19 protein-coding genes and 1 tRNA gene are annotated in these 21602 nt (G+C 68.4%); 6 read left to right on the top strand and 14 right to left on the bottom strand.

Going from position 1 to position 21602, the window contains the following annotated elements; genetic code table 11:
• Nucleotides 1–63 precede the first annotated feature (63 nt).
• Nucleotides 64–231: a hypothetical protein gene (locus ABH933_RS08985; RefSeq protein WP_429419088.1), complete on the bottom strand. Its 168-nt coding sequence runs from the start codon at nucleotides 229–231 to the stop codon at nucleotides 64–66.
• A 113-nt stretch (nucleotides 232–344) separates the two neighbouring features.
• Here ABH933_RS08985 and ABH933_RS08980 point away from each other — a divergent pair, with 113 nt between their 5' ends.
• Nucleotides 345–2387: a DUF1003 domain-containing protein gene (locus ABH933_RS08980; RefSeq protein WP_429419086.1), complete on the top strand. Its 2043-nt coding sequence runs from the start codon at nucleotides 345–347 to the stop codon at nucleotides 2385–2387.
• A 31-nt stretch (nucleotides 2388–2418) separates the two neighbouring features.
• Entirely contained in the window at nucleotides 2419–3018 is a 600-nt protein-coding gene (locus tag ABH933_RS08975; RefSeq protein ID WP_429419084.1) for a cadmium resistance transporter, read from the top strand.
• Nucleotides 3019–3068: 50 nt separating this feature from the next.
• Here the strand turns inward: ABH933_RS08975 and ABH933_RS08970 are convergent, their stop codons facing one another.
• A complete protein-coding gene (locus tag ABH933_RS08970) occupies nucleotides 3069–3716 on the bottom strand; it encodes a TetR/AcrR family transcriptional regulator (protein ID WP_429419082.1) in 648 nt (215 codons plus the stop codon).
• A gap of 87 nt (nucleotides 3717–3803) precedes the next feature.
• On the opposite strand from ABH933_RS08970, the gene ABH933_RS08965 reads away from it, so the two are divergent.
• Nucleotides 3804–4940: an epoxide hydrolase family protein gene (locus ABH933_RS08965; RefSeq protein ID WP_429419080.1), complete on the top strand. Its 1137-nt coding sequence runs from the start codon at nucleotides 3804–3806 to the stop codon at nucleotides 4938–4940.
• Here the strand turns inward: ABH933_RS08965 and ABH933_RS08960 are convergent, their stop codons facing one another.
• Nucleotides 4941–6077, bottom strand: a complete 1137-nt coding sequence (locus ABH933_RS08960) for a GTP-binding protein (RefSeq protein WP_429419078.1) — start codon at nucleotides 6075–6077, stop codon at nucleotides 4941–4943.
• 73 nt (nucleotides 6078–6150) lie between these two features.
• Here ABH933_RS08960 and thiD point away from each other — a divergent pair, with 73 nt between their 5' ends.
• Both thiD and ABH933_RS08950 read left to right on the top strand, forming a co-directional pair.
• Nucleotides 6151–6999 carry a bifunctional hydroxymethylpyrimidine kinase/phosphomethylpyrimidine kinase gene (gene thiD, locus ABH933_RS08955; RefSeq protein WP_429419075.1) on the top strand — a complete coding sequence of 283 codons (849 nt, stop codon included), beginning with the start codon at nucleotides 6151–6153 and terminating at the stop codon, nucleotides 6997–6999.
• A gap of 113 nt (nucleotides 7000–7112) precedes the next feature.
• Nucleotides 7113–8357 (top strand): glycosyltransferase, encoded by a 1245-nt coding sequence (locus ABH933_RS08950; protein WP_429419073.1) that lies wholly within the window; start codon nucleotides 7113–7115, stop codon nucleotides 8355–8357.
• Nucleotides 8358–8488: 131 nt separating this feature from the next.
• Here ABH933_RS08950 and ABH933_RS08945 read toward each other — a convergent pair.
• The 8 genes from ABH933_RS08945 to ABH933_RS08910 form a co-directional block, all read right to left on the bottom strand.
• A tRNA-Glu gene (locus ABH933_RS08945) sits at nucleotides 8489–8561 on the bottom strand.
• Nucleotides 8562–8645: 84 nt separating this feature from the next.
• Nucleotides 8646–9266 carry a TetR/AcrR family transcriptional regulator gene (locus ABH933_RS08940; RefSeq protein WP_429419071.1) on the bottom strand — a complete coding sequence of 207 codons (621 nt, stop codon included), beginning with the start codon at nucleotides 9264–9266 and terminating at the stop codon, nucleotides 8646–8648.
• Nucleotides 9267–9272: 6 nt separating this feature from the next.
• On the bottom strand, nucleotides 9273–10055 hold the full coding sequence (locus ABH933_RS08935; protein ID WP_429419069.1) for an enoyl-CoA hydratase family protein: 783 nt from the start codon (nucleotides 10053–10055) through the stop codon (nucleotides 9273–9275).
• A gap of 20 nt (nucleotides 10056–10075) precedes the next feature.
• Entirely contained in the window at nucleotides 10076–11239 is a 1164-nt protein-coding gene (locus ABH933_RS08930; protein ID WP_215922153.1) for an acyl-CoA dehydrogenase family protein, read from the bottom strand.
• Nucleotides 11236–13329: an acetyl/propionyl/methylcrotonyl-CoA carboxylase subunit alpha gene (locus ABH933_RS08925; RefSeq protein WP_429419067.1), complete on the bottom strand. Its 2094-nt coding sequence runs from the start codon at nucleotides 13327–13329 to the stop codon at nucleotides 11236–11238. Before ABH933_RS08925 ends, ABH933_RS08930 begins: the two co-directional genes overlap by 4 nt.
• An 11-nt stretch (nucleotides 13330–13340) precedes the next feature.
• The gene (locus tag ABH933_RS08920) at nucleotides 13341–14948 is read right to left on the bottom strand and encodes an acyl-CoA carboxylase subunit beta (RefSeq protein WP_429419065.1); all 1608 of its coding nucleotides are present in this window, start codon (nucleotides 14946–14948) and stop codon (nucleotides 13341–13343) included.
• On the bottom strand, nucleotides 14945–16102 hold the full coding sequence (locus tag ABH933_RS08915) for an acyl-CoA dehydrogenase family protein (protein ID WP_429419063.1): 1158 nt from the start codon (nucleotides 16100–16102) through the stop codon (nucleotides 14945–14947). The genes ABH933_RS08920 and ABH933_RS08915 overlap by 4 nt, the downstream gene beginning before the upstream one ends.
• Before the next feature lie 121 nt (nucleotides 16103–16223).
• Nucleotides 16224–17939: an acyclic terpene utilization AtuA family protein gene (locus ABH933_RS08910; protein ID WP_429419061.1), complete on the bottom strand. Its 1716-nt coding sequence runs from the start codon at nucleotides 17937–17939 to the stop codon at nucleotides 16224–16226.
• A gap of 256 nt (nucleotides 17940–18195) precedes the next feature.
• Here ABH933_RS08910 and ABH933_RS08905 point away from each other — a divergent pair, with 256 nt between their 5' ends.
• Entirely contained in the window at nucleotides 18196–18354 is a 159-nt protein-coding gene (locus tag ABH933_RS08905) for a hypothetical protein (protein WP_429419058.1), read from the top strand.
• Between the two features lie 9 nt (nucleotides 18355–18363).
• Here the strand turns inward: ABH933_RS08905 and ABH933_RS08900 are convergent, their stop codons facing one another.
• The 3 genes from ABH933_RS08900 to ABH933_RS08890 all read right to left on the bottom strand — a co-directional run bounded on the left by ABH933_RS08900 (nucleotide 18364) and on the right by ABH933_RS08890 (nucleotide 21509).
• Nucleotides 18364–19212 (bottom strand): adenylate/guanylate cyclase domain-containing protein, encoded by an 849-nt coding sequence (locus ABH933_RS08900; RefSeq protein WP_429419258.1) that lies wholly within the window; start codon nucleotides 19210–19212, stop codon nucleotides 18364–18366.
• A gap of 504 nt (nucleotides 19213–19716) precedes the next feature.
• Complete coding sequence (locus ABH933_RS08895; protein WP_429419056.1) at nucleotides 19717–20535, bottom strand: ABC transporter permease; 819 nt, start codon at nucleotides 20533–20535, stop codon at nucleotides 19717–19719.
• Complete coding sequence (locus ABH933_RS08890) at nucleotides 20535–21509, bottom strand: ABC transporter ATP-binding protein (RefSeq protein ID WP_429419054.1); 975 nt, start codon at nucleotides 21507–21509, stop codon at nucleotides 20535–20537. The genes ABH933_RS08895 and ABH933_RS08890 overlap by 1 nt, the downstream gene beginning before the upstream one ends.
• Nucleotides 21510–21602: the final 93 nt, after the last annotated feature.

The following is a 21602-nucleotide window of genomic DNA, read 5'->3' as shown; positions in this document are numbered from 1 at the left end:
TTATGCTGGCGGAAAACAGACAAGCTCATCCACAGCCGCGACCGCCCTTGTCTGTAACGAACCTCAGTCGCGGCGCTGCCAGCGAAAAGCGAACTCGTCCAGGCCCGGTGGCGGGCCCGGCAAATCACCGTCGACGGTGAGGCCGTCGATCATCAGGGCCAGCGGTGTAGGCGGGCTGAAGGGGTGACCGGGTCCGCGGCGGCGGTTCCCATGGTGGCCAGGCACGCTCACTTTCACGGATGTACTTGTGCGCCTGGGCAACTTCTCTGCACAGCGCGCCGCAGGTCAGTACCCTCGGCAGGACGAGTACCGGATGACGTTCGGCTGGGGGTTGTATGTCAACGATGACGGCTTTGATATCCGAGGGCACCGCGACGGCGCCACTCGACGGTGCGGCGCTCGTCCCCGGCCCGGACGGTGACGCGGCGCGGCAGCCGGTTGTGCTGGCCGACGAGCAGATTGGCGTGAACGATGCCATCGCGGCGGCGCTGACGCGGTGGGTCGGGTCCATGCCCGCGCTGTATGTCGTGCTGGTCATCTTCGGGGCGTGGATGACCGCCGCGACGTGGTGGGCGCCGCTGCACCGGCTGGACCCCTTCCCTTTTCCGTTCCTGCTGTTCCTGGACAACGTCGCGCAACTCGTGCTGTGCCTGGTGATCATGGTCGGGCAGCGCGTACTCGGCAAGGCCGCCGACCGGCGGGCGGTGCAGACCTACGAGAACGCGGAGGAGATCTTCCGGCAGGTCGCGGACCTGCAGGCCCACCTGGACAGGCACGACCAGGCGCTGAGCCGCGGGGTGAGTCTGCTGGAATCGCGCCCGCATCCGTGGATCGAGCGGCATCGGGTGCAGAATCCGCCGCAGGCCCGCGACGAGGTGGTCAACGCCAATCAGCGCATCGCGGCCTGGCTGACCACACGCCTGGGCAATGTCTGGGCCTTCTATCTCGCCGCGGGCACGCAGGTGGTCTGGGTGCTCTCGGCCGTGCTGGGTCTGCAGCACTTCGATCGATATCCGTTCGCGTTCATGAGCTTTCTGTCCACCCTGGCCCAGCTGCTGTTCATGATCATCATCATGGTCGGCCAGGACGTGCTCGGCCGCGCGGGCGATCGCCGATCCGAGCAGACGTACCTGGACGCGGAGGCCATCCTCTACGAGTGCCGTCGCATGAAGGCGCGCCTGTCCGCCCAGGACCGCATCATCGACAGCCTCGCCGGCTACACCTCCACACACGCCGTCGAACAGCTCGCCCAGGCCGTCCACGCCGACCCCGCGCTGCGCCGTCACGAGGCGCACGCCCGCATCGTCAGCGGCAGCGCGGGATCGAACAACCCTGCCCGGCACCAGAATTGGGACGATCTGGCCGAGGAGTCCAAACACTCGTATCGGGAGCGCGCGCGGCGCCTCGGCGAGGATCTGACCGAGATCGGCTGCCTCATCGTGCCCACCTACGATCCCGCGCTCAACGTCGTGCTCAGCGACGAGGAGGTGCAGGCCCTGGCCCGGCTCGACTACGAGCGCTGGACCGCCGGATGGGCGACCGTCGCCGCCCCGGCCGGGTACGGCATCGACACGAGCAAGGAGCCGGTCTCTTGGGACAGCCTGCCCGAGCAGGCGCGGGCCATCGGCGTCGCCGCCGCGCGGCGCGTCCCGATGGCGCTGGCCCGCGCGGGATTTCAGGTGTTGCGCGACGTGCGCACGACCGACGGCGGAGCGGGCGAGGCCGACTTCACGCAGCAGGAGTGGGCCGTCCTGCAGCAGGCGCTGATGGCGGCCGGTGTGCTGGTCGCGATCGCGGAGGGCAGCGTGGACTCCGAGGAGATGTTCGCGCTGGTCAAGAAGCTGCGCGACGTCGCCATTACCCATCCGAGGCGGTTCATCCGCGAGGTGGCCGCGTCGTCCAGCTACGACACCGGGCTGCGGCCGGACAGCACATATGCCGGATACAAGCCGATTGCCGTCGACGTAATCGGTTCCGCCGCAGGCATTGTCGGCCGGGTCGCCCCAGACGAGCTGCACGCCTTCCAGGTGTTGCTGGGCGAGATCGCCGAGGAGGTCGGCGATGCCAACCTGGAGGGCGGCTTCTTCGGCCTCGGCGCGCAGCGCCGATTCGGCAACGAGATCACCGCGATTGCGGCGGTGCACGAGGCGGCGGGCTTGACCGTCCCCCAGTCGACCCCCACCCCGAAACCCGGTAGGGCATCGAAGGCCGGAACCACCACGCAGCCCGAGATCACCACGCAGCCCGATGACGCCACCGAGCACAGTACCGCCGCCGACATCGAGACAACCGCGAGCCCAGCAAGCCCCGATGGCGCCCCGGCGCCCCGCACGGCCTCGGCGCCGGCCGATGCCATACCGCCCAAGCATCGATCGTCGGCCGAATGAATCCCCCGTCGCCGATCCCGGAGCAGTCGCGGTGACCGCCGAACAATTAGTGATGGCGGTCGTCGCCTTCATCGGCACCGCCGTCGACGACCTGGTCGTGCTGGCCGCACTCTTCCTGACGCGCAGCGTATCCGGACGTCCCCGCGCCTGGGCGATCGTCGGTGGTCAGTACGTCGGATATGCCGCGATCCTGGTCCTGGCGCTGGCGGCGGCGTCGGGCCTGCGTATCGTGCCCAACCGCTGGATCTGGCTACTCGGGCTGGTTCCGATCGCCTTCGGTATCCGGAGCCTGTGGCAGCTACGCGGCACCGCCGCGATCGACCGAAAGCCGCTGGCGTGCAGTATGTCCGGCATTGCCGCGCTCGCATTTTCCAACGGCGCGGACAATATCGCCATCTTCACGCCCCTGTTCCGCAGCCTCCGCATCTCCGGTTCCGTGCTGACCGCGGTCCTGTTCCTGGCGTTGATCGGACTCTGGTGCGCGATCGGAGCGGCGCTGGGCACCAACCGTGCCGCCGCGGCCACCGCGGGCCGCGTCGCGCACTGGCTGGTGCCGCTGGTCTTCATCGGCATCGGGCTGCTCGTCGTCATCGATGGCGGAGCCACGCTGGCGGCCCGGCACGCGGGGTGAGGCTCAGGCGTGTTTGCGCACCGGCGAGACGGTTGCCGGGCGGTCCGGGCTCATCCCGCCGGCTGCCAGCGGTAGGCGAATTCGCCGGGCTCCGGTGGTGGGCCGGGCAGCTCCGAGTCGACCGTCAGGCCGTCGATGATCACGGACAGCATGCGGCGGCGGAACTGTGCGGCACGGACCGGGTCGGGATGGGTTATGGCGGAGCAGGATTCGAGGATCAGGCCGATGTCGGTACTGGCGATCCCGGCGCGCAGACGACCGGATCGGCTGGCCCGGCGGAGGATGTCCTCGCTCAACTCACCCGAGCGGACGACCTCCGGCACGATCTCGTCGTCGGGGGTGAAGGTGCCGGCGAGACGCACGGCCAGCGAATGGACGTCGGCGTCGACCACTCGATGCAGGAACTCCACCAGCACCTGCCAGTCGTCCGGATTCTGTAGCGCTGCTTCAGCTTCGGCGTTGAAGCGACGCAGACCGTTGTAGCAGAGGGTGCGCAGCAGCGCCTCCTTGGACGGGTAGCGGCGATACAGCGCACTGATCCCGACACCGGCCCGCTCGGCCACCGCGGCGATGGGGGCGCCCGCATCGGCGAGGAACACCTCGCGTGCGGCATCCAGGATGATTCCGTCATTACGGGCGGCCTGAGCCCTGCGGCCCGGCAGACCCTTGGGAGCTGGGGTTTCGGCGGTATTCGGCATGGGTTCAGGCTAACACTTGAAACGGAATGATCCGTTCTGATACGGTTCAATCAGAACAAAGGATTCCGTTCCAATAAGGGAGACATCATGACCGCCACCATCCGCCCCTTCCGCATCGACGTCCCCCAGGTCCAGCTGGACGATCTGGCCGACCGACTGCGCCGGGCCCTGTGGCCGAGCGAGCTGCCGGGCGTCGGCGACGCCTACGGCGTACCCGGCGATCGGGTGCGCGCGCTGGCTCAGTACTGGCTCGACGAATTCGACTGGCGCGCATTGGAAACCAGGCTGAACACCTACCCGCAGTTCGTCACCGAGATCGATGGCGAGGACATTCATTTCCTGCACGTCCGCTCGACCCGCGACGACGCGACCCCGGTGATCCTCACCCACGGCTGGCCGGGTTCGATCCTGGAATTCCTCGACCTCATCGCACCGCTGACCGAGCCCGAATCGGCCGACGCGCCCGCCTTCCACGTGGTGATTCCCTCCCTGCCGGGCTACGGATTCTCCGGACCGACCCACACCACCGGATGGGGTTGTCACCGCACCGCGCGCGCCTGGCTGGAGTTGATGGACCGGCTCGGCTACGCGCGCTTCGCCGCGATCGGCAACGACGGCGGTTCGATGGTCTCGCCCGAGATGGCCCGCATCGCGCCCGACCGCCTGATCGGAGTCCATGTGACACAACTGTTTTCGTTCCCCTCCGGCGACCCCGCCGAGATGGAGGGACTGTCACAGGAGGATGCGGCCGCGCTGGCGCACCTGCAGTGGTTCATGGACAACAAGATGGCGTTCAACATCCTGCACAGCCAGCAGCCGCAGACCCTGGCCTATGCGCTCGCCGATTCCCCGCTGGGGCTGCTCGGCTGGAACGCCCAGCTGTTCGGCGAGTCCCTGGACGCGGACTTCGTGATCGGCAACGTGGCGATCTATTGGCTCACCGGCACCGCGGCCTCCGCGATCCGCTTCTACTACGAGGACGCGCACGCCCCCCGGTCCGCCCCGGAGCCCACCACCGTGCCCATCGCGCTGGCCATGTTCAAGGGCGATTTCCAGTCGATCCGGCGATTCGCCGAGCGCGACCACAAGAAGATCGTCAGTTGGAACAGTTACGACGTCAGCTCGGGGAGCACCAGCGCCAACGACGCCGCCGGGCACTACGCCGCGCACGAGGCGCCCGAGGTGCTGCTCGCCGATATCCGGCAGTTCTTCGCCGGGCTGTGATCAGTGCTCGTGCGCCACGCCCCAGGACGGGAACGGGTCCGGAAATGCCGCCCAGGCGCCCGGCCCGGCGGCGAGCTCGGCGTCGGTGAGCAGCGCCGAGGTGAGCAGGTCCCGCACGTGCGGGCGGTCCAGTCGCACGCCGATGAAGACGATCTCCTGCCCCGGCGGCATCTCCAGCGCACTCCAGTAGCCGCCCGCCTCGAAAGTCAGGTTCGGCCCGGCCTGCGACCAGATGGCGGCCAGGTCCGGGCGCGAGGCCAGCCAGAAGAAGCCCTTGCTGCGCAGCAGCCGATTCAGCTGGGCGAGAGCGGATTCCAGGCGTTCGGGGTGGAAGGGACGGTCGGCGGTGAAGGTCAGGCTGCTGATGCCGTACTCCTCGGTCTCGGGGGTGTGCCCGCCCGCCAATTCCTCGTCCCAGCCGTCGAATTGGGCCGCGGTCTCGGGGCTGTAGCGGCCGGTGCCCAGCACCTCGTCCAGCGCGACCACGCCGTGGGTGGAGCGCAGGATGCGCGCCGCGGGGTTCATGCGGCGGATCGTGGCCTCCACGGTGCCCACGGCATTCGCGCTCACCATGTCGGTCTTGTTGAGTATCAGTACATTCGCGAACTCGACCTGATCGACGAGCAGGTCGGCGATGGTGCGCTCGTCGCCCTCGCCGGCCTGCATGTTCCGCTCGGCCAGGGCCTGGCCCTTCACCACCTCGGCGAGGAAGGTGGAGGCGTCGACCACGGTCACCATGGTGTCCAGCCGGGCGAGATCGCCGAGGCGGAAGCCGTCCTCGAATTCCCATTCGAAGGTGGCCGCGACCGGCATCGGTTCGGAGATGCCGGTGGATTCGATGACCAGCTGATCGAATCGGCCCTCGCGCGCCAGCTTGCCGACCGATTCGATCAGATCCTCGCGCAGCGTGCAGCAGATGCAGCCGTTGGTGAGCTCGACCAGTTTCTCCTGCGTGCGGTCCAGGTGTCCTTGGCCCGCGACGAGCGCGGCGTCGATGTTCACCTCGCTCATGTCGTTCACGATCACCGCCACGCGGCGGCCGTCGCGGTTGGCGAGGATGTGGTTGAGCAGGGTCGTCTTGCCCGCGCCGAGGAATCCGGACAGGACGGTCACGGGCAGGGGGGTCGATGCAGTCACGAGGTAATGATAATCGTTTTCATTAAGATCGGTCGTGGCGGGTCCCGGATAGGCGCGTCGTAATGTTTGGCTCGTGGAACTGTTACCTCTGACACCCGACGGCCGCACCCCGGTCCGCGCGCTGACCATCGCCGGAACCGATTCCGGCGGCGGCGCGGGCATCCAGGCCGATTCGCGCACCATGGCCATGCTGGGCGTGCACGCCTGCGTCGCGGTGGCGGCGGTGACGGTGCAGAACTCGTTGGGGGTCAGCGGATTTCACGAGATTCCGCCGCAGGTCGTCGCGGATCAGGTGCGCGTGGTGGTGAGCGATATCGGTATCGGCGCCGCCAAGACCGGCATGCTCGCCTCGACCGCGATCATCGAGGCCGTCGCGCAGGTGTGCCGGGAGGTGGGCATCGGGCGCGACGGCACGATCCCGCTGGTGGTCGATCCGGTGGCGGCCTCGATGCACGGCGACCCGCTGCTGCACGCGGAGGCCCTGGATGCGGTGCGGCACACGCTGATTCCGCTCGCCACCGTCGTCACCCCGAATCTGGACGAGGTGCGCCTGCTCACCGGCGTCGACGTCGTCGACGATCGCACCGCCCGCAAGGCCGCCGAGGCGCTGCTCGCACTGGGCCCGCGGTGGGCGATCGTGAAGGGCGGGCACCTGCGCTCCTCGGAACTCAGCACCGACCTGCTGTACGACGGCGACACCTTCCGCGAGCTGACCGCCCCGCGCATCGCCACCGGCAACGACCACGGCGGCGGTGACACCCTGGCCGCGGCCACCGCCTGCGCGCTCGCACACGGATACCCGGTCCCCGAGGCGGTGGCCTTCGCGAAGGAGTGGACGCGGCGCTGCCTGGAGGCCTCGTACGATCTCGGGGCGGGGCACGGGCCGGTCTCGCCGCTGTGGCGTCTACATCAAACGAAGTAGCATGCCAGATTGTCGCGGCGGAACGGCATTTCGCAAGCTCAGGAGCGTCCCTCACAGATATCTCACAGCTTGACCGCAGCCTCGCCCAAGACTGGTACTCGAGGGTGGTGACCATGACCGACACCGCTACGGCCGCCTTCGAGTGCGAACCGGCCGATGCCGTACTGACGCCGGTGCTGGATGTGGTGATCCCGGTCTACAACGAGGAGCGCGATCTCGACGGCTGTGTGCGCCGGCTCCATACATTCCTGGAGAACGGTTTCCCGTTCACCGCACGCATCACCATCGCCGACAACGCCTCGACCGACACCACCCTCGACGTCGCGCGGGATCTGGCGGACGAGTTCGAGAACGTGCGGGTGGTGCACCTGGACCGCAAGGGCCGCGGCCGCGCGCTGCGGGCGGTCTGGGAGGCCTCGGACGCCGAGGTCGTCGCGTACATGGACGTGGATCTGTCCACCGATCTCAATGCGCTGCTGCCGCTGGTCGCCCCCCTGGTGTCCGGCCACTCGGACCTGGCGATCGGCACCCGGCTGGCGAAGTCTTCACGGGTGGTACGCGGACCCAAGCGCGAATTCATCTCCCGCTGCTACAACCTGATCCTCAAGGCCTCCCTGCAGGCACGCTTCTCCGACGCCCAGTGCGGCTTCAAGGCCATGCGCACCGACGTCGGCCAGCTCGTGCTGCCGCTGGTGCAGGATGGCGAGTGGTTCTTCGACACCGAGCTGCTGGTGATCGCCGAGCGCGCCGGACTGCGCATCCACGAGGTGCCGGTGGACTGGATCGACGACCCGGACTCCCGCGTGGACATCATCGACACCGCGCGCAAGGACCTGCAGGGGGTGTGGCGGCTGGGCCGGGCGCTGGCCACCGGCGCGCTGCCCATCAACGAGCTGCGCGCGGCGATCGGCCGCGAACCGCTCGTGGAGGGGGTGCCGCTCGGTATGGTCGGGCAGGCCGTGCGCTTCGGCATCGTCGGCGTGGTCTCCACGCTGGCCTACATGGTCCTGTTCCTGTTGCTGCAGCCGCTCACCGGCGGCCAGGTGGCGAACTTCCTGGCTCTGCTGATCACCGCGATCGGCAACACCGCGGCCAACCGGGCGTTCACGTTCGGGGTGCGCGGTTCGACCAAGGCGTTCTCGCATCAGGTCCAGGGCCTGCTCATCTTCGCCTTCACGTGGGGCCTGACCAGTGGTTCGCTGTTCGCGCTGCATCACTGGGCGCCGAAGGCGGTGGTGCACCTGGAACTGCTGGTGCTGGTGGTCGCCAACCTGATCGCGACGCTGATCCGATTCCTGGGACTGCGGTGGGTGTTCCGCAATGCGGTCGGTGGGCAGCGAGCGGTCGAGACTATCTGACGCCGCGGTGCCGATCTTGCTTGGGCCGCAATAGATCTGGAACGGGACGACGAATCCGTCGGGCCGGCAGGGATTTTCGGCTGGTGAAAGAATTGTGGCTCATGCTCTGTACGAGCATGAGCCACATTGTGTAGTCCCGACGGGATTTGAACCCGCGCTACCGCCTTGAGAGGGCGGCGTCCTAGGCCGCTAGACGACGGGACCAGAACAAGCGTTGTTCAGAGTAGCCGCCCGAGGGCCCGGGACCAAATCGGGTTACCCCGGTCACACCGTTGCGCTAGGGCGCCCTCAACCTCGCGGCCGGGCCTCGAGGGCGGAGTGCAGGGTGGCGGACCACTGCATCACGATCTGTGTGCGACGCGTCGAATCATCGGTGAGCACGTCGGCCAGTCCGAGGCCGCGGGCCAGGTCGAGGGTCGCCTGGACCAGGTGATGGGCGACCGGATCGGAATCGTCGACCCCCAGGGCCGCCACGGCCATGCGGTGCGAGACCCGGCCGAAATGCGCCTCCAGCGGGACGATGCGCTCGCGCAGCGCGGGATCGGCGGCCGCGTGTGTCCACACCTGCAGAGCCGCCTTGAACAGCGGGGTCGTGTACGACTCGACCAGCCCGGCCACCACCGCCTCGGTGCGCGTGACACCCTCGGCGATCCCGCGCAACGTCGTCGCCTCGGCCGTCGCCTGCGTCATGCGGGTGTCGAACATGTACTCGAGCGCGGCGGTGATCAGGTCCTCCCGGGTGGGAAAGTGATGCTGGGCCGCACCGCGCGACACCCCGGCCCGCTCGGCGACCACGGCGACGGTGGCCGCTGCCCAGCCCATCTCGGCCAGGGCCTCGATGGTCGCCTCGAGCAACCGCTGCCGGGTTGCCCGGCTGCGGTCCTGCTTGGGTTCGTGCGGGGTAGCCATGGGCAGCTATTCTGCCCAGCTCGGTGGCCGGCGCTGAAAGAAGGCCGTCATGCCCTCGATCACCTCGGGGGTGCCGAAGAATCCGGCCGAGCGCTTCGCCAGTTCCTCCGCCGAGCGATCGAACTCGGCGAGCAGGGCCGCGTTCACCAGGCGCTTGCTCTCAGCCAGCCCCTGCGGCGAGCCCTTGCGCAGCTCGCCGCGCAGCCTCGACACCTCCGCGGCCGCGTCCTGCGCCGCCACCGTGATCAGCCCGATCCGCTCGGCCTCGGCGGCGTCGAAGGTCTCGCCGGTCTGGTAGTAACGCGCGGCCGCGCGGGCGGTCATGCGCGGCAGCAGCGTCAGCGAGATCATGAACGGCGCCAGGCCGATTCGCGCCTCGGTGAGCGCGAAGCTGCTGTCCGGCCCGGCGATCGCGAGATCGCAGGCGGCCAGGATTCCCATACCGCCCGCACGCACATTCCCGTTCACCTGGGCCACAACGGGTTTCGGCAGGGTCAGGATGTCGCGCAGCACGTCGATCATCCAGCGGGTGCGCTGATCGGCCGCCGCGGCCGGATCGGCGTCCAGGGCCTCCTTCAGATCCGCTCCGGCACAGAAGGTATTGCCGGTGTGGGTCAGGATCACCCCGCGGGCGGTGTCGTCCGCGGCGGCGCGCTCCAGACCCGCCAGCAGTTCCCGCACCAGCCGCGAGGACAGCGCATTGCGGTTGTGCGGGGAATCCAGCGTCAGCACGGCGAATCCGTCGCCGACCTCGTAGCGCACGAAGGGCGCTTGCGCGGACTCGGTCATGTGGGACTCCTCGGGGGCGATCAGTACGACTTGGGCAGGCCCAGCGAATGCTGGGATACGAAGTTCAGCACCATCTCCCGGCTCACGGGCGCGACACGGCCGATGCGCGCGGCGGCCAGCATGCCCGCCAGGCCGACGTCGCGGGTCAGCCCGGAACCGCCGTGGGTCTGAATGGCCTGATCCAGCGCCTTGATACTGGCCTCGGCCGCAGCGTATTTCGCCATGTTCGCCGCCTCCGCGGCGCCGAAATCGTCGCCGGAGTCGTAGAGCACCGCCGCCTTCTGCATCATCAGCTTGGCCAGCTCGACCTCGATCTTCACCTGCGCGAGCGGATGCGAAATGCCCTGGTGCGCACCGATCGGCACGCCCTTCCACACCGCGCGCTCCTTGGCGTACTCCACCGCGCGGTCGATGGCGTAGCGGCCCATGCCCACGGCCATGGCCGCGCCCATGATGCGCTCGGGGTTCAGGCCCGCGAACAGCTGCGCGATGGCCGCGTCCTCCTGGCCCACCAGCGCGGTCGCGGGCAGGCGCACATCGTCCAGGAACAGCGTGAACTGATTGTCCGGCTCGATGATGTCCATCTCCTGCTTCGTCTTCACGAAGCCGGGCGCGTCGGTGGGCACGATGAACAGCGCCGGCTGCAGGTTGCCGGTCTTGGCGTTCTCGGTGCGGGCCACGATGAGCACCGCCTCGGCCTGGTCCACTCCGGAGATGAAGATCTTGCGGCCGTTGAGGATCCAGTCCTCGCCGTCGCGGCGGGCGGTGGTGGTGATCTTGTGCGAGTTGGAGCCCGCGTCGGGCTCGGTGATGCCGAACACCATCTTCGACGAGCCGTCGGCCAGGCGGGTAAGCCAGTAGTTCTTCTGCTCGTCGGTGCCGTACTTGGTGAGGATGGTGCCGCAGATGGCCGGTGAGACCACCATCAGCAGCAGCCCGCAGCCCTGCGCGGACAGCTCCTCCTGCACCAGCGCCAGCTCGTAGATGCCCGCGCCGCCACCGCCGTACTCCTCAGGCAGGTTCACGCCCAGGAAGCCGAGTTTGCCTGCCTCGCCCCATAATTCGTCCAGCGGCTCGTTGCGGCGGGATTTCGGGCCGGCGTAGTCGCGGAAGCCGTATTTGGCGGCGAGCTTCGCCACCGCCGCACGCAGCTGCTTCTGTTCGTCGGATTCGATGAAACTCATGCTTCCACCTCGCTGGCGTTCGATTCGTCTTCGGTACTCACCACGGCCAGCACGGCGCCGACCTCGACCTGTTGTCCCGCGGTCACATTCAGTTCGGTCAGCAGACCGGCGGCGGGCGCGGCGATGGTGTGCTCCATCTTCATCGCCTCCAGCCACAGGATCGGCTGCCCCTTCTCGACCCGGTCGCCTGCCCGCGCGCCGAGCCGGATCACCGCGCCCGGCATCGGGGCCAGCAGCGAGCCCTCGGCGACGTGGTCGGCCGGATCCTCGAAGCGCGGCAGGCGTTTCACCGAGACCGGGCCGAGCGGGGAATCCACCGCCACCCGATCGCCGTAGCGGGCCACCGTGAAGTGGCGGCGCACTTTGCGGCGCTCCGGCGCCGTCGCGTCCGGCGATGCGGTGCGTACGGCCGCATCGGCATCCACCGGGACCAGCAGGGTCACTGAATCCGGTGTGGCCTCGACCAATTCGAGACCATCGAAGCCCTCGATCGCGAGACCGGCGCGACCGATCCGGTAGCGCACCTCGCAGACACCGATGTTGCGGCTCTCGTAGGACTTGGACTGCGGCTGCGACGGTAGATTGCGCCAGCCGCCGGGCAGACCCGCACCGACGCGGGCCTTCGCGCGATTGGCGGCCGCATCGGACAGCGCCGCCGCCACGATCGACAGGCGCTCGTCGCTCTCGGAAACCAGGGGCGCGGAAAGCGTGTCGAGCCCGTGCGTGGCGAAGAACGCGGTATCGGTGTCACCGGCCAGGAATGCCGGGTGCCGCAAAACCCGTACCAGCAGATCGCGGTTGGTGACCAGGCCATGAATCCTGGCCCGCCGCAGGGCGGATGCCAGCAGATGCGCCGCTTCCTCGCGGGTCTCGGCGTAGGAGATGACCTTCGAGAGCATGGGGTCGTAGTGCACGCCGACGACCGAGCCGTCCACCACACCGGTGTCCAGGCGCACGCCCGGCTCGGACAGCACGGTGAATTCGCCTGTGACACCGGGAATGTCGATCCGGTGCACCGTCCCGCTCTGCGGCTGCCAGTCCTGCGCGGGATCCTCGGCGTACAGGCGGACCTCGATGGAGTGGCCACGCATCGCGGGCGGTTGCGCGGGCAGCGGGCGGCCGGCGGCTACCTGCAGTTGCAGGCGCACCAGGTCCAGACCGGTGACCTGTTCGGTGACCGGATGTTCCACCTGCAGGCGGGTATTCATCTCCAGGAAGAAGAACTCACCCTTTTCGTCGGCCAGGAATTCGACGGTGCCCGCGCCCTCGTAGCCGATCGCGTCGGCGGCCAGCCGCGCGGCCTCGAACAACCGCGCCCGCATGCCCCGCCCCTCGGGCTCACCCGCAGCGGCGCGCAGGGCGTCGATCTTCTCGACCAGCGGCGAGGGCGCCTCCTCCACGACCTTCTGGTGGCGGCGCTGAATCGAGCACTCGCGCTCGCCCACTGCCCACACCGCGCCGTGGGTGTCGGCCATGACCTGCACCTCGATATGACGGCCGGTCTCCAGGTAGCGCTCGCAGAAGACGGTCGGATCGCCGAAGGCCGAGGCCGCCTCGCGCTGCGCGGCCGCGATCTGATCGTTCAGCTCCGCCAGCTCGCGCACCACGCGCATGCCGCGGCCGCCGCCGCCGGCCGACGCCTTGATCAGCACCGGCAGCATGTCCGCGGTGACCTCCGCGGGATCCAGCTGCTTCAGCACCGGGACACCGGCGGCGTCCATCATCTTCTTGGACTCCACCTTGGAGCCCATCTGCTCGATGGCGGCCACGGGCGGGCCGATCCAGATCAGCCCGGCATCCTGTACGGCCCGGGCGAATTCGGCGTTCTCGGACAGGAATCCGTAGCCGGGGTGGATCGCATCGGCGCCCGCGGCGAGGGCGGCCTCGACGATCAGCTCAGCGCGCAGGTAGGTCTCGCCGGGCGTGTTGCCGGGCAGGCGAATTGCCGCGTCGGCCTCGGCCACGTGCGGGGCGTTCGCGTCGGCGTCCGAATACACCGCGGTCGTCGCGATGCCCATGCGGCGGCAGGTCGCGAAGACGCGGCGCGCGATCTCGCCGCGGTTGGCCACCAGAACGTTCGTGATTTCCATGGCTGCTCCCCTCACATCCGGAAGACGCCGAAGCCCTCGGCGCCCTTGATCGGGGCATTGTGAATGGCGGACAACGCCATTCCCAGCACCGTGCGGGTATCGCGGGGGTCGATGACGCCGTCGTCGTACAGGCGGCCCGACATGAACATCGGCAGCGATTCGGCCTCGATCTGTGCCTCGATCATCGCGCGCATGCCCGCATCGGCCTCCTCGTCGAAGGGCATCCCCCGGGATTCGGCCGCGGCCCGGCCGACAATGGAGATGACGCCCGCCAGCTGCGCGCCGCCCATGACGGCGGATTTCGCGCTGGGCCAGGCGAAGACGAAGCGCGGGTCGTAGGCCCTGCCGCACATGCCGTAGTGACCCGCGCCGTAGGAGGCGCCCATGAGCAGCGAGATATGCGGGACCTTCGAATTGGAAACCGCGTTGATCATCATCGCGCCGTGTTTGATGATGCCCTTCTGCTCGTATTCCTTGCCGACCATGTAGCCGGTGGTGTTGTGCAGGAACAGCAGTGGCGTGTTCGACTGGTTGGCCAGCTGAATGAACTGTGTGGCCTTCTGTGCCTCCTCGGAGAACAGCACGCCGCGGGCGTTGGCGAGGATGCCGACCGGATAACCATGCAGCTGCGCCCATCCCGTGACCAGGCTCGAGCCGTACAGCGGCTTGAATTCGTCGAAATCGGATCCGTCCACCACGCGGGCGATGACCTCGCGCGGATCGAACGGGATCTTGAGGTCCGTCGGCACGATGCCGAGCAGATCCTCCTGGTCGTACCGCGGCTCGAGCACCTCGGAACCGGGTACGAGGGCGGGCGGGCCCTGCTTGGTCCAGTTGAGGCGCTTGATGATCGAGCGTCCCAGGCGAATCGCGTCCGGCTCGTCGACGGCCAGATAGTCGGCCAGACCCGAGATGCGGGCATGCATTTCGGCGCCGCCGAGGGATTCGTCGTCGGACTCCTCGCCGGTGGCCATCTTCACCAGCGGCGGACCGCCCAGGAAGACCTTGGAGCGCTCCTTGATCATGACCGTGTAGTCGGACATACCGGGGACGTACGCGCCACCTGCGGTGGAGTTGCCGAATACCAGTGCGACGGTGGGGATTCCGGCCGCCGAGAGCCGGGTCAGGTCCCGGAACATGCGGCCGCCGGGGACGAAGACCTCCTTCTGCGTAGGCAGATCCGCGCCGCCGGACTCCACCAGCCCGATCACCGGCAGCCGGTTCTCCAACGCGATGTCGTTCATGCGCAGGTTCTTGCGCAGCGTCCAGGGATTCGAGGTGCCACCGCGCACGGTCGGATCCGGCGCCACGATCATGCACTCGACGCCCTCGACGATGCCGATCCCCGCGATCACGCTGGCGCCGACATGAAACTCGCTGCCCCAGGCCGCCAGCGGCGCCAGCTCGAGGAACGGCGAATCCTCGTCGATGAGCAGTTCGATGCGCTCGCGCGCGGTCAGCTTGCCGCGCTTGCGGTGTCGCGCCAGCTTGTCCGGGCCGCCGCCCCCGATGTTCTTGGCGTACTCGGCATCCACCTCGGCCAGCTTGGTGGTCATGGCCTCGGCGGCGGCCTGGTAATCCGCCGATTTCGGGTCTACGGAACTTCGCAGGATGGTCAAGACTGGAACCCCAATCGCTTGGCCGCAAGGCTCGTCAGGATCTCGCTGGTGCCGCCGCCGATACCGAGGATGCGCACGTCCCGGTAGTGTCGCTCGACCTCGGACTCACGCATGTAGCCCAGGCCGCCGAACAGCTGAACCGCCTGGTGCGCAACCCATTCGGCGGTCTCCACCGCGGTGTTCTTGGCGAAGCACACCTCGGCGATCAGATCGGTCTCCCCCGCGGCCGCACGCTCCACCACGTGATGGGTGTACACCCGGGCGACATCGATGCGCCGGGCCATCTCCGAGAGCGTGTTCTGCACGGCCTGCCTGCTGATCAGCGGGCGGCCGAAGGTCTCGCGATCCCGGCACCATTGCAGGGTCAGGTCCAGGCAGCGCTGCGCATGTCCGTACGCCTGAGCCGCCAGGCCCACCCGCTCGCTCACGAATGCCTGTGCGATCTGCGCGAATCCGGAGTTCTCCGGACCCACCAGATTCGACACCGGAACGCGCACATCCACATACGAGAGTTCGGCAGTGTCCGAGGCCAGCCAGCCCATCTTCTCCAGCTTGCGGCTCACGGTGAAGCCCGGCGTGCCCTTCTCGACGACGAGCAGCGACACACCGGCCGCCCCCGGACCGCCAGTGCGCACCGCGGTCACGACGAAGTCGGCGCGGACGCCGGAGGTGATGAAGGTCTTGGCCCCGTTCACGACGAACTCGTCGCCCTCGCGCGCCGCCGTCGTGCGCAGATGCCCGACGTCCGAACCACCGCCCGGCTCGGTGATGGCCAGCGAGCCGATCTTCTCGCCCGCGAGCGTCGGTTTCACCCAGCGCTCGATGTGCTCGGTGTTCCCCGAGGCGATGATGTGCGGGACCGCGATGCCGCAGGTGAACAGGGAGGCGAACAGGCCGCCCGAGCATCCGGCGTAGTGCATCTCCTCGCAGACGATCGCGGCGTCGATGCCGTCGCCGCCTGAACCGCCCACGGCCTCCGGGAATTGGATGCCCAGCAGCCCCAGGGCCCCGGCCTTCTTGTGCAACTCGCGCGGGATCTCGCCCGCGCGCTCCCACTGGTCCAGGTACGCAAGCACCTCACGCTCGACGAAACCCCGCACCGTGGCACGCAATTCACGGCGCTCGGAAGTCGCCCAGGGATTCGAATACGTCATGCTCTCTCCATTCCGCGCGATCGGCCGCGAACTTCCACCGCCGTCGTGTCGGCGCTCGGCGCGGGCTCCACTTGGTACTCGCTGATGCCGCCGTGCGCCCTGTGTCGATGACTCGCTCCGCTCACGGCAGCAGCTCCACGGGAATTTCGATATGCCGGGCGCGCAACCACTCACCGAGCCCCTTGGCCTGGGGATCGAATCGGGCCTGATACGCGACCCCCTCGCCGAGCAGGCCCTCGATGATGAAGTTGACGGCGCGCAGATTCGGCAGCACGTGGCGGGTAATGGGCAGCGCCGCGGTTTCCGGTAGCAGCACGCGCAACTGGTCGGCGGTGAGCGCGTGCACCAGCCAGGCGAATTGGTCGTCCGTGCGGACCCAGACGCCGATGTTGGCATTGCCCCCCTTGTCGCCCGAGCGCGCCAGGGCGATGGTTCCCAACGGGGCTCGCGTCGTCGCCGACGGCGGGAGCGACTGCGGCAGTGCGGGTTCCGGCACTTCCTCCAGGTCCAGCGTCTCGGCGGAGGGCTCGATGGACACCTCGCTGCCGTCCGGCAGCACGGCGACGTGGGGAACTTCCTTCGCGTCCACGTAGCCGGGGGTGAACACCCCATAAGGCCCGCCGTTGCCGGGAGGCGCGGTCAGCGAGAATCCCGGATAGCTGGCCAGCGCCAATTCGACCGCGACACTGGAGAATGCGCGTCCGACCTTGTTCGGGTCCGGATCCCGCACGACGCAGCGCAGCAGCGCGCTGGCCTGTTCCTCGGTCTCGGCGTCGGCCCGGTCCAGCCGCGCGAGGGTCCAGTCCAGCTCCGCCGGGCGTACCGGCAGCCACGACTCCAGCTGATTGCGCGCCAGTTCGGCCTTGGCCTCGATGTCCAGACCGGTGAGAATGAAGGCCATCTCGTTGCGGAAGCCGCCGATAGTGTTGAGCGACACCTTGATTCGCGGCGGTGGCGCCTCGCCGACCGCCCCGTCGATCAACACCCGATCGGGTCCCTGCTGGGAGAGCCTGATGCTGTCCAGCCGGGACGTCACGTCCGGTCCGGCGTACCGCGCGCCCTGGATCTCGTACATGAGCTGCGCGCGCACCGTGTCCACGGTGACCGCGCCGCCGGTGCCCGCGTGTTTGGTGATCACGCTGCTGCCGTCGCGGCGTACCTCGGCGATCGGGAACCCCGGCCGCCCGAGGTCGGCGATCTCGGTGAAGAAGGCGAAGTTGCCGCCGGTGGCCTGGGTGCCGCATTCGATCACGTGCCCGGCTACCACCGCGCCCGCCAGTGCATCGTAATCGCTTCTGCCCCAGCTGAAATGGGCAGCGGCCGGACCGACCACCACCGATGCGTCGGTCACCCGCCCGGTGACCACGATGTCCGCACCGGCGTCCAGGGCCTCCACGATGCCCCACGCGCCCAGGTAGGCATTCGCCGTGAGCGGCGCACCGAGACCGAGCTCGCCCGCACGGGCCAGCAGGTCGTCGCCGCTCACATGGGCGATTTTCGGTGCGACACCGAGCTTTTCGGCCAGCTCGGCGATGCTCCGGGCCAGCCCTGCCGGATTGAGTCCGCCCGCATTGGCGACGATCCGCACGCCCCGGTCGAGCGCGAGGCCCATGCACTCCTCGAGCTGCCGCACAAAGGTCTTGGCGTAGCCGAGTTCCGGATCCTTCATCCGGTCCCGGCCCAGGATCAGCATGGTGAGCTCGGCGAGATAGTCGCCGGTGAGCACATCGAGCTCACCGCCCTCGAGCATCTCGCGCATGGCGCCGAAGCGGTCACCGTAGAACCCGGAACAGTTGCCGATCCGTATCACTTCCGGATCGGCGGCCAGATTGCTCATCCGTGCGTTGCCTCCCAACGTGAGCCTCCGGGGATGGTGAGCCGGCGGAGCTTGCGGAGCCGGCGGGGTCGGTGGTTACAGCGGCGCGGCGTCCTCGCCGCGCGTCGGTTACAGGGTCACATCGGTGACAGAAAAAATCAAGCCTGCGTGCTTGTTAATTGCCCGCATGGGGCGCATAGCGGCACGTCGACCGCCGTCAGGGCGCGGGAAACCCACCGGAGCGGGACGCGGACCAGGCATGGAGCATGATGGGGCCGTGTCCCATTCCTTGATCGTGGTTCTGCTCTTGGCCCTCGCCGGGTTCCTGATCGGCGGGGCCTTCACCACCTGGAAGAGCAACAGCCGCCCGATGGCCGTTTTCCTGGCCGTCTGCGCCGTGCTCTCGCTGGTGGGCGCCGCGCTCTGGTGGAAGTAGTAGTAGCGCCTACTCCCCGTCCAGGCGGAAGATCCGCAGGTCCTCCGGCACGCCGCTGAGCGGCGCCGCGAACATGCTCCGGCGATACGGCTTGGCGGCGCAGCCCAGCTCGGCGAGCGTGTCGGGCTCGAGCGCGTCGAGTGTGGCCTGGGAGAGCATGGTGTTGCCGTTGCCTCCGGCCTCCATCACCCGCGCGGCGATCGTGACGTCCACGCCCAGCCAGTCGCCCCCGATCTCGCGCGGCGACCCGGTGTGCAGGCCGACCCGCATCTGCGGCCGATAGCCCTGCACGGCCAGCTCGGCCAGTTGCTTCTTCGCGGCGATCGCGGCGCGCACCGCGCTGTCCGGGCTCAGGAAGATAGCCATGACCCCGTCGCCCATGCGCTTGATCACCCGCCCGCCCCGATCCACGATCGGGGGCTCGATCGCGCTCGCGACACCACGCAGCAATTCCAGGGTCGCCTCATCACCGGCGGTCAGCGACCACCGAGAGAAGGCCACCAGGTCGGTGAACATGACAGTTACTTCTTCACTACCTTTTCCGCGGCCGGCGCGCTCCAGCATCGCCTGCCACACCTGCAGCGCACCCAGCCCGATCTCCTTGGCCGCGCTGGGAGAATAGCCAGCCAACTTATCGGCCGCGCGGGCCACCGCACGCGGCCCGCCCGGGCCCGACAGTGACAGCGGATCGCCGAAAGCCGGGTCGCCGGGCAGATTTTCGCGCGCCTTGCGAATTGCGCCGATCAGATCCCGGCGCTGACTCGCGGCGGCCATCAGCGCCGAGAGCTGCCCCGCGCGCAGGCGGCCACCGGGGCGGCGCCGATCGGATTCGGCATCGACCGGCGTGAGGGGAATCACGATGTCGGGTTCGGGTTCGGGCTCGGATCGGCCGCCGCGGGACGTCAAGCCACCGTCACCGGCTCCGGCAGGGCGGGAACGATCCGGTTCCCGGCGCCGCGCCGAGTTCCCGGCGGCAGCGGTGCGACGCGCGTTTCCGCGGTCACCAGAGGAGTTTTCACTCACTTCTCGAGCGTATCCCAGCCACACATCGGTGGGCGTATTACCAATGGTTGCCACCAGGCCACCTCTCTATCGGACGGAGCGAACACCTCACTGGGTCCGCCGATGGATAGCGTGTTGGTTGCTGCCCCGATGCTACGGATGCTCAATTTCGAACGAAAGGTGTTTATCAAACAATTAGCGCAGAGTTTTCCTGCCGCGTGACCCGGCGCACACCGGCCCGGTGCAGTAGCTGCACCGGGCCGGTGGGTGTCACGTCGAGCGGGCAGTGCCCGGCGTGACAACGGGTGCGGCGAGGGCCGCTGCACCCGTTCCCGGGCCGCAGGGGACGGCCCCGGAAACTCAAGCGTCGCGCTTGTTGACCACGAACAGTGCCGCACCGAAGACGATCGCCACGACGACCGTGAAGTACAGCAGCCCGCCCCACGTGCCCCAATGCCAGGGTAGATCGCCGCCGCCCGCGGTTCCGAGGAACCTACCGGCATTCTGGAACGGAAGGAATACCTCGATGTTCCGCCCGACCTTGCCGAACGCACCGATGATCGGCTCGATCAGCACCGGCCACACGATCAGCAGCGACAGCGCGCCCGCCGACTGGCGGATCAGCGCCCCGACTCCGACCGCCAGGAACACCACCAGGGCCACGAAGATCGGCACCGCATAGAAGATGTGCGCGTCGCCGTGGGACAGGCTCATGTACCGGCCGGCGTCGCTGGACAGCATGGCCTTGAAGATGAAGAAGCTGATGAAGGTGAGCACCGCGGAGAGCACCGCGGCCGCGGCGGCGATCAGCCCCGCCTTGGCCACCAGCACGCCGGTGCGGTTGGGCACCGCCACGAAGGTGGCGCGGATGGTGCCGAAGCGGTACTCGCTGGTGACCGCCAGCGCCGCCAGGATCATGATCATGATGTAGCCGAAGCCGGGCATCCCCTGCGAGGCGCCGGTAATCCCCAGCGCCGCAACCCCGTTCGTGGGATACGGAGATGACGCGATCGTCGGCTGCCCGCTGTCGAGCTGCTTGTGGTACTCGCTGATGCTGACATTGAGCAGCAGGCTGAACAGGGCCGCCATCCCGAGCGCGAACACCACCGTCAGCGCCGCGCACCACATCGGCGACCTCGTCGAGGTGAGCTTGATCCGCTCTGCCGTCACCATGCCCATCAGAGCGCACCTCCCATGACCTGGTCCATGCCTTCGCCGTGATACTGCACCGCACCCCCGGTCATCCGCATGAACGCCTCCTCGAGCGAGGCCCTTTGCGGCGCAAGCTCATACAGCATGATGCCGTTCTCACCGGCCAGCTTGCCGACCGTGTCGCTGGTCTCGCCGACCACCGTCAGCGCCGGAACGGCGTCCGCATCCACCGGGCGGCCGTCCTGGACCTGCGCGAGGCCGTCCTCGCGCACCGTCATACCGCTGGAGGTAAGCAGGCTGCGCAGCTGGTCCAGCTGCGGACTGCGCACGCGCACAGTGGATTCGGAGGCGCGCTCGATGAACTCCTTGGTGCTGGAATCGGATATCAGCTTGCCGCGGCCGATCACGATCAGATGATCGGCGGTCTGCGCCATCTCCGACAGCAGGTGGCTGGACACCAGCACCGTGCGGCCCTCGGCGGCGAGGCGCTGCATGAACCGGCGGATCCACAGGATGCCCTCCGGGTCCAGGCCGTTGACCGGTTCGTCGAAGAGCAGGATCTGCGGATCGCCCAGCAGCGCCGCGGCCAGGCCCAGGCGCTGCGACATGCCCAGGGAGAACCCCCCGGCCCGCTTGTCGGCCACCTCGGTCAGGCCGACCAGCCGCAGCACCTCCTCCACCCGCGCCGCGGGCAGCTCGTTGGAGGCCGCCAGCCAGCGCAGGTGCGCGCGCGCCGACCGATTCGGGTGCACCCACTTCGCGTCGAGCAGCGCGCCGACGATGTGCAGGGGGTGATCCAGTTCCCGGTACGGCTTGCCGTCCACCAGGGCGACGCCGGACGTGGGACGGTCCAGCCCCAGAATCATCCGCATCGTGGTCGACTTGCCCGCGCCGTTCGGCCCGAGAAACCCTGTGACCTGGCCGGGTTCGACGGTGAACGTCAGGTCGTCGACCGCTGTGGTCGCGCCGAAGCGCTTCGTCAGCCCCTTGACTTCGATCATGCGACCAGTCTCGCGGAGGATTGCCGTGCCCACTATCGCTCACAGGTCTCGATTACGTCATCCTCGAGGATGAGATGCACCCTGAGCTTCATC

The sequence above is a fragment of the Nocardia sp. GP40 genome (genome assembly GCF_050434125.1).
GTDB lineage: Bacteria > Actinomycetota > Actinomycetes > Mycobacteriales > Mycobacteriaceae > Nocardia > Nocardia albiluteola.
The sequence above is the reverse complement of the archived record's forward strand: the minus strand, read 5'-3'. Positions and strand labels throughout refer to the sequence as shown.

What these genes read in the sequence shown, in the direction of transcription:
- ABH933_RS08965 (WP_429419080.1), top strand. Translation starts at nt 3,804, where the DNA reads ATGACCGCCACCATCCGCCCCTTCCGCATCGACGTCCCCCAGGTCCAG.
- ABH933_RS08925 (WP_429419067.1), bottom strand. Translation starts at nt 13,329, where the DNA reads ATGGAAATCACGAACGTTCTGGTGGCCAACCGCGGCGAGATCGCGCGC.
- ABH933_RS08935 (WP_429419069.1), bottom strand. Translation starts at nt 10,055, where the DNA reads ATGACCGAGTCCGCGCAAGCGCCCTTCGTGCGCTACGAGGTCGGCGAC.
- ABH933_RS08940 (WP_429419071.1), bottom strand. Translation starts at nt 9,266, where the DNA reads ATGGCTACCCCGCACGAACCCAAGCAGGACCGCAGCCGGGCAACCCGG.
- ABH933_RS08970 (WP_429419082.1), bottom strand. Translation starts at nt 3,716, where the DNA reads ATGCCGAATACCGCCGAAACCCCAGCTCCCAAGGGTCTGCCGGGCCGC.
- ABH933_RS08980 (WP_429419086.1), top strand. Translation starts at nt 345, where the DNA reads ATGACGGCTTTGATATCCGAGGGCACCGCGACGGCGCCACTCGACGGT.
- ABH933_RS08915 (WP_429419063.1), bottom strand. Translation starts at nt 16,102, where the DNA reads ATGACGTATTCGAATCCCTGGGCGACTTCCGAGCGCCGTGAATTGCGT.
- ABH933_RS08930 (WP_215922153.1), bottom strand. Translation starts at nt 11,239, where the DNA reads ATGAGTTTCATCGAATCCGACGAACAGAAGCAGCTGCGTGCGGCGGTG.
- ABH933_RS08895 (WP_429419056.1), bottom strand. Translation starts at nt 20,535, where the DNA reads ATGGGCATGGTGACGGCAGAGCGGATCAAGCTCACCTCGACGAGGTCG.
- ABH933_RS08950 (WP_429419073.1), top strand. Translation starts at nt 7,113, where the DNA reads ATGACCGACACCGCTACGGCCGCCTTCGAGTGCGAACCGGCCGATGCC.
- ABH933_RS08910 (WP_429419061.1), bottom strand. Translation starts at nt 17,939, where the DNA reads ATGAGCAATCTGGCCGCCGATCCGGAAGTGATACGGATCGGCAACTGT.
- ABH933_RS08890 (WP_429419054.1), bottom strand. Translation starts at nt 21,509, where the DNA reads ATGATCGAAGTCAAGGGGCTGACGAAGCGCTTCGGCGCGACCACAGCG.